The following is a 4,018-nucleotide window of genomic DNA, read 5'->3' on the forward strand; positions in this document are numbered from 1 at the left end:
CTTCAACAAGGATCTGAAGCGGATGTTCAAAGAGCGGCTCGATGACGCTGCCCGATAGATATCGGATCGCCCCGAAGCTCGCCGGCGCCTGCGCGCTCGGCATGGCGCTGGCGCTGTCCGTCCACGACTTCGCCGAGGCGCGATCGGCGCTTTCGGAGCGGCCGCCGCTGCCGGCGATGGGGCCCAGCCTGCGCAAGGCCGTTGCCTTTAGAACCGCCGAGCAGCCGGGCACGATCGTCATCCGCAAGGACGAGAAGGCGCTTTACCTCGTCACCCGCCAGGGCCAGGCGCTGCGCTATCAGATCAGCGTCGGGCGCGACGGGTTCGGCTGGACCGGAATCGTCAAGGTCGGGGCGAAGACCGAATGGCCGGAGTGGCGCCCGCCGCAGGAAATGCGGGCCCGCCAGCCGGAGCTGCCGAAAATGGTGCCCGCCGGTCCCTACAATCCGCTCGGCGCAAGGGCGCTCTACCTGTCGCGGGACGGGCGCGACACGCTCTACCGCATACACGGCACCAACGACCCGTCGGGTGTCGGCTTCGATGGGACATCGGGCTGTTTTCGTCTCACCAACACGGATGTGATCGATCTTTTCAAACGCGTCGCTGTCGGCGCAAAGGTGGTGGTCCAATGACGATGATCAGCGAACCGGACATGCCGGCGATCGATATCGGAAACCAGGAACAGCGAGAACCGGTTGCCACCGAGAAATTCAGCAAGGCAAAGACGATCGGCGTCATCGTCGCCGGTGGCGCGCTTCTTATCACCGCGGTCAACATGGCGGCCGCGGTCTATCTCTATCGGGGCATGAGCGACCTGCGCTTCGTCGAAGCGCGGCTGGAGCAGCTCGGCGCGTTCGAGCAGCGGATCGCGGCCCGGCTCGACACGGTCAACAACGGTTTTCAGAGCCGGTTCGAGAAACTGGACAGCCAGTTGCAAGGCAGCTTCAACGAGATCGATGCCGGCATTGCCCGGCTGGGGCAGACTATGCCGGTCGCCGGCGGCGAGGCCATGCCAGGTGCGGAAGAACCGTCCGAATTCGCCACCAGCACGCTGGCGCAAGCGCCCGAAGCGCTCGACGGCGAGAGCGCGAGCGAGCCCGGCGTCATCGAAGCACCCGCACCCAGGAAGAGAATAGCATCGGCCTCGCCCCCTGCCCCAAGCTCCAACTACCAGCGCATCCAGCAGCCCGACGGCAAGGTCTATTACCGCCGGATCAACTAGACGCCATTGCTCTAGAGATCGCGCTGCAGCGCCAGGATGCGGATGGCCCGGACGGACCGCTCCCGCGCCTCAGTGAGGAAGGCGATGTGGCAGTAGGCACAGGCCACGATGCCAAAAAGCAGCACCAGGCTGTTCTTCAAGGTGAAATCGACGGCCAGCGAATACGGAAGACCCTTGGGCGAGGTGAATTCGGCAATCGTGCTGGCCGTTTCCGAATGGCTGCCGACGGCGATCATCAGGCCAGCGAAAATCAGGGCGACATGGTTGGCGAGGAACGAGGATGCCGATCTTTTGGCGTGGCACGCCACCCAGCAGACGATCGCTGCGGCGGCAAGAATGACGGCGTCGATAGCCATGGAGCCGCCCAGCCAGACATCGACCTGCTGCCAAAGTACCGTCGACAGAGGGCGCAGTTCAAGCCATAGCCACCATGCGGTGGGGCTGGCCGGATAGGCGCCCAGCAACAAGGTCGCCATGCGCTCCCCTGCCAGGACCGCCAGAATGAGAAACGGAAAGGCGAAAAGCAGAAGCGGCTGGCGTTTCATGTTCCCTCGACAATCTGCAAGCCAGGATAGGCTGTATAGATTGCTCAAGGCTTAACAGCCTACTTCCGGCCCTCTCCCGTTTGCGAGCGTTCGAGGACGGCAAAGAAGATCACGGTGAGCAGAAGGACGATCAGCAGCAGCACGAAGGCGGCTGCCGCGCCTTCGTTGAGCGAAAGGCCGAGAAAGGCACGGCGATAGGCAAAGAAGCTCAGCACTTCGGTCGCGTTGCCCGGCCCGCCCTTGGTCAGGACATAAGGCAGATCGTAGGTCCGGAACTCGTTGATCAGCTGGATGATGATGGTGATCGCCGCGACCGGCCGAAGCATCGGCAGGGTGATGTAGAAGAATTGCTGCCAGCCGCGTGCGCCATCCACTTCAGCCGCCTCATAGGGATCTCGCGGCAAAGCGGCGAGCCCCGCGGCGAGGATCAGCACGACGAAGGACATTTGCTGCCAGATGTCGATCGCCGCCATCGTCCAGAGCGCCATGCCTGGCGTGCCTAGCCAGTCGAGGCGCGGCAGGCCAAACGTTTCCATCAGATGATTGGCGATGCCGAGATTGGGCTGGAGCAGCATGCGCCAGATCAGGGCGACGCTGATCGGCGACATCGCCATGGGAATGGTCAGAACCGCGAAATAGACCGGCTTCATCCGGACCGTCCGGTTGAGCATCAGGGCGATGCCGAGCCCGATCACGAATTCGCCGACCACCGTCACCGCCGAATAGCGCACGGTGAGCCAGAGCGCGTTCCAGAACAGCTCATCGCCGATCATCGAGGCGAAATTCTTGAACCCGACAAGCGGCAGAAGCTGCGGCTTGATCAAGGTCATCGAGGAGATTGAGAGGATGCAGGCATAGGCCAGCGGAAAGCCCATCACGATCGCCAGCAGCAGCAGGCCGGGCAAGGCAAAGGCCCAGCCGGTCCGCCATTCGCGGCCACGGGCAGCCAATCCTTTTTTGATCGCGTTGAACATCGTAACCGAGCCTTGGTCGGGGTGTGGCGTTCCTGGTCTGGTCAAGATCCGGGGTCTGGACAAGATCCGGCGCGGCTGACACCGCCGCGCCGGATCTCCTGGCCGAGCCGGACCGCTATTTGTCGAGGAGCCCCTGCAAGCCGTCGGAAGCCGCCTTCAGTGCTGCCTCCGAAGTCGCCTGGCCGCCAGCCGCCAGCGACAGCTGGGTACCGAGCAGATCCTCGTATTGCGCCGAATAGGTGAAGATCGGAAACGACTTGCCGGTCGCCACCACATCCTCGGCGGTCTTGTAGAAGGGATATTTCGCCAGCACCGCCGCATCGGCATAGACATCGCTGCGCACCGGCGCGTGGCCCTCGAGCGCGCGCTTCACCGAAACATCCTTGCTCTGCACCCACTGGATGAAGGTCCATGCGGCTTCCTGCTCTTCCGGCGACGTGTTCTTGGGAATGCCCCAGCCCCAGCCGCCGCTTTCGCCATGGCCACCCGGCATCACCGACAGGCCGACCTTGCCGGCGACCGTCGGACACTTCACGGCATCGTCCATCTGCGGCAGCATCCACCAATAGGTGACCATGCTGAAGGCGGAACCGCTGCACATCAGGCGCATGGTGTCATCGAGTGTCGCCGATATGGCACCCTGCTGGGCGCCATGCTGGATGTTGTCGACATAGAGATCGAGCGCCTTCTTGGCCTCTGCCGTGTCGAGGCTCGCCTTGCCGTCGGCATTAAGATAGCTGCCGCCGGCGGAGAACAGGTAGTTGGAGAATTCCATGCTGTTGGGATCGCCGCGCTGGCCCTGCATCGCGGCTCCGGCGACGCCTGCATTGGCCTTCATGAATTTGGAAATCGCCACATAGTCTTCGAGGGTCGTCGGCAAAGCGAGTTCCTTGCCGGTTGCCGTCTTGTAGGCGGCCTTGAGCTTCTCGTCGCCGATCAGGTCCGTGCGGTAGAGGAGGCCCATCGAGTAGTTGTACATGGGCACCAGGAACAGCTGATCCTTGGTCCGGCCGAGCAGGTCAAGCGTCGAGGGAATGAAGGGGCCTAGATCGTATTTGGATTTCTCGACGAAGGGTTTCAGATCGGCGAGCCAGCCGGCGGCCGGAAATTCGCCGGCCCACAGGAAGTCGACCTCGAGCACATTGTAGTAGCTCTGCGGCGCGGTCAGCTGGGACACCAGCTTGTCGTGCATGTCGGGATAGCCGATCTTCTCGAACTCGACCTTGATGCCGGTCTGCTTCTCGAATTCGGGCAACAGCGCTTCGATGATCTTGGTT

5 protein-coding genes are annotated in these 4,018 nt (G+C 62.8%); 2 read left to right on the plus strand and 3 right to left on the minus strand.

What is annotated here, in order from left to right; genetic code table 11:
• Positions 1–41 precede the first annotated feature (41 nt).
• Both EN964_RS27600 and EN964_RS27605 read left to right on the plus strand, forming a co-directional pair.
• On the plus strand, positions 42–632 hold the full coding sequence (locus EN964_RS27600) for a L,D-transpeptidase (protein WP_127268513.1): 591 nt from the start codon (positions 42–44) through the stop codon (positions 630–632).
• Positions 629–1,222, plus strand: a complete 594-nt coding sequence (locus EN964_RS27605; RefSeq protein ID WP_127268512.1) for a hypothetical protein — start codon at positions 629–631, stop codon at positions 1,220–1,222. The genes EN964_RS27600 and EN964_RS27605 overlap by 4 nt, the downstream gene beginning before the upstream one ends.
• A gap of 11 nt (positions 1,223–1,233) precedes the next feature.
• Here EN964_RS27605 and EN964_RS27610 read toward each other — a convergent pair whose 3' ends face one another.
• The 3 genes from EN964_RS27610 to EN964_RS27620 all read right to left on the minus strand — a co-directional run.
• Positions 1,234–1,767, minus strand: a complete 534-nt coding sequence (locus tag EN964_RS27610) for a hypothetical protein (RefSeq protein ID WP_127268511.1) — start codon at positions 1,765–1,767, stop codon at positions 1,234–1,236.
• 59 nt (positions 1,768–1,826) lie between these two features.
• A complete protein-coding gene (locus EN964_RS27615) occupies positions 1,827–2,741 on the minus strand; it encodes a carbohydrate ABC transporter permease (protein ID WP_127268510.1) in 915 nt (304 codons plus the stop codon).
• A 115-nt stretch (positions 2,742–2,856) separates the two neighbouring features.
• On the minus strand, positions 2,857–4,018 hold a 1,162-nt coding region (locus EN964_RS27620), incomplete at its 5' end, for a sugar ABC transporter substrate-binding protein (protein ID WP_164776025.1).

This window comes from Mesorhizobium sp. M7A.F.Ca.CA.001.10.2.1, assembly GCF_003998575.1.
GTDB lineage: Bacteria > Pseudomonadota > Alphaproteobacteria > Rhizobiales > Rhizobiaceae > Mesorhizobium.

What these genes read in the sequence shown, in the direction of transcription:
- EN964_RS27615 (WP_127268510.1), bottom strand. Translation starts at nt 2,741, where the DNA reads ATGTTCAACGCGATCAAAAAAGGATTGGCTGCCCGTGGCCGCGAATGG.
- EN964_RS27610 (WP_127268511.1), bottom strand. Translation starts at nt 1,767, where the DNA reads ATGAAACGCCAGCCGCTTCTGCTTTTCGCCTTTCCGTTTCTCATTCTG.
- EN964_RS27605 (WP_127268512.1), top strand. Translation starts at nt 629, where the DNA reads ATGACGATGATCAGCGAACCGGACATGCCGGCGATCGATATCGGAAAC.
- EN964_RS27600 (WP_127268513.1), top strand. Translation starts at nt 42, where the DNA reads ATGACGCTGCCCGATAGATATCGGATCGCCCCGAAGCTCGCCGGCGCC.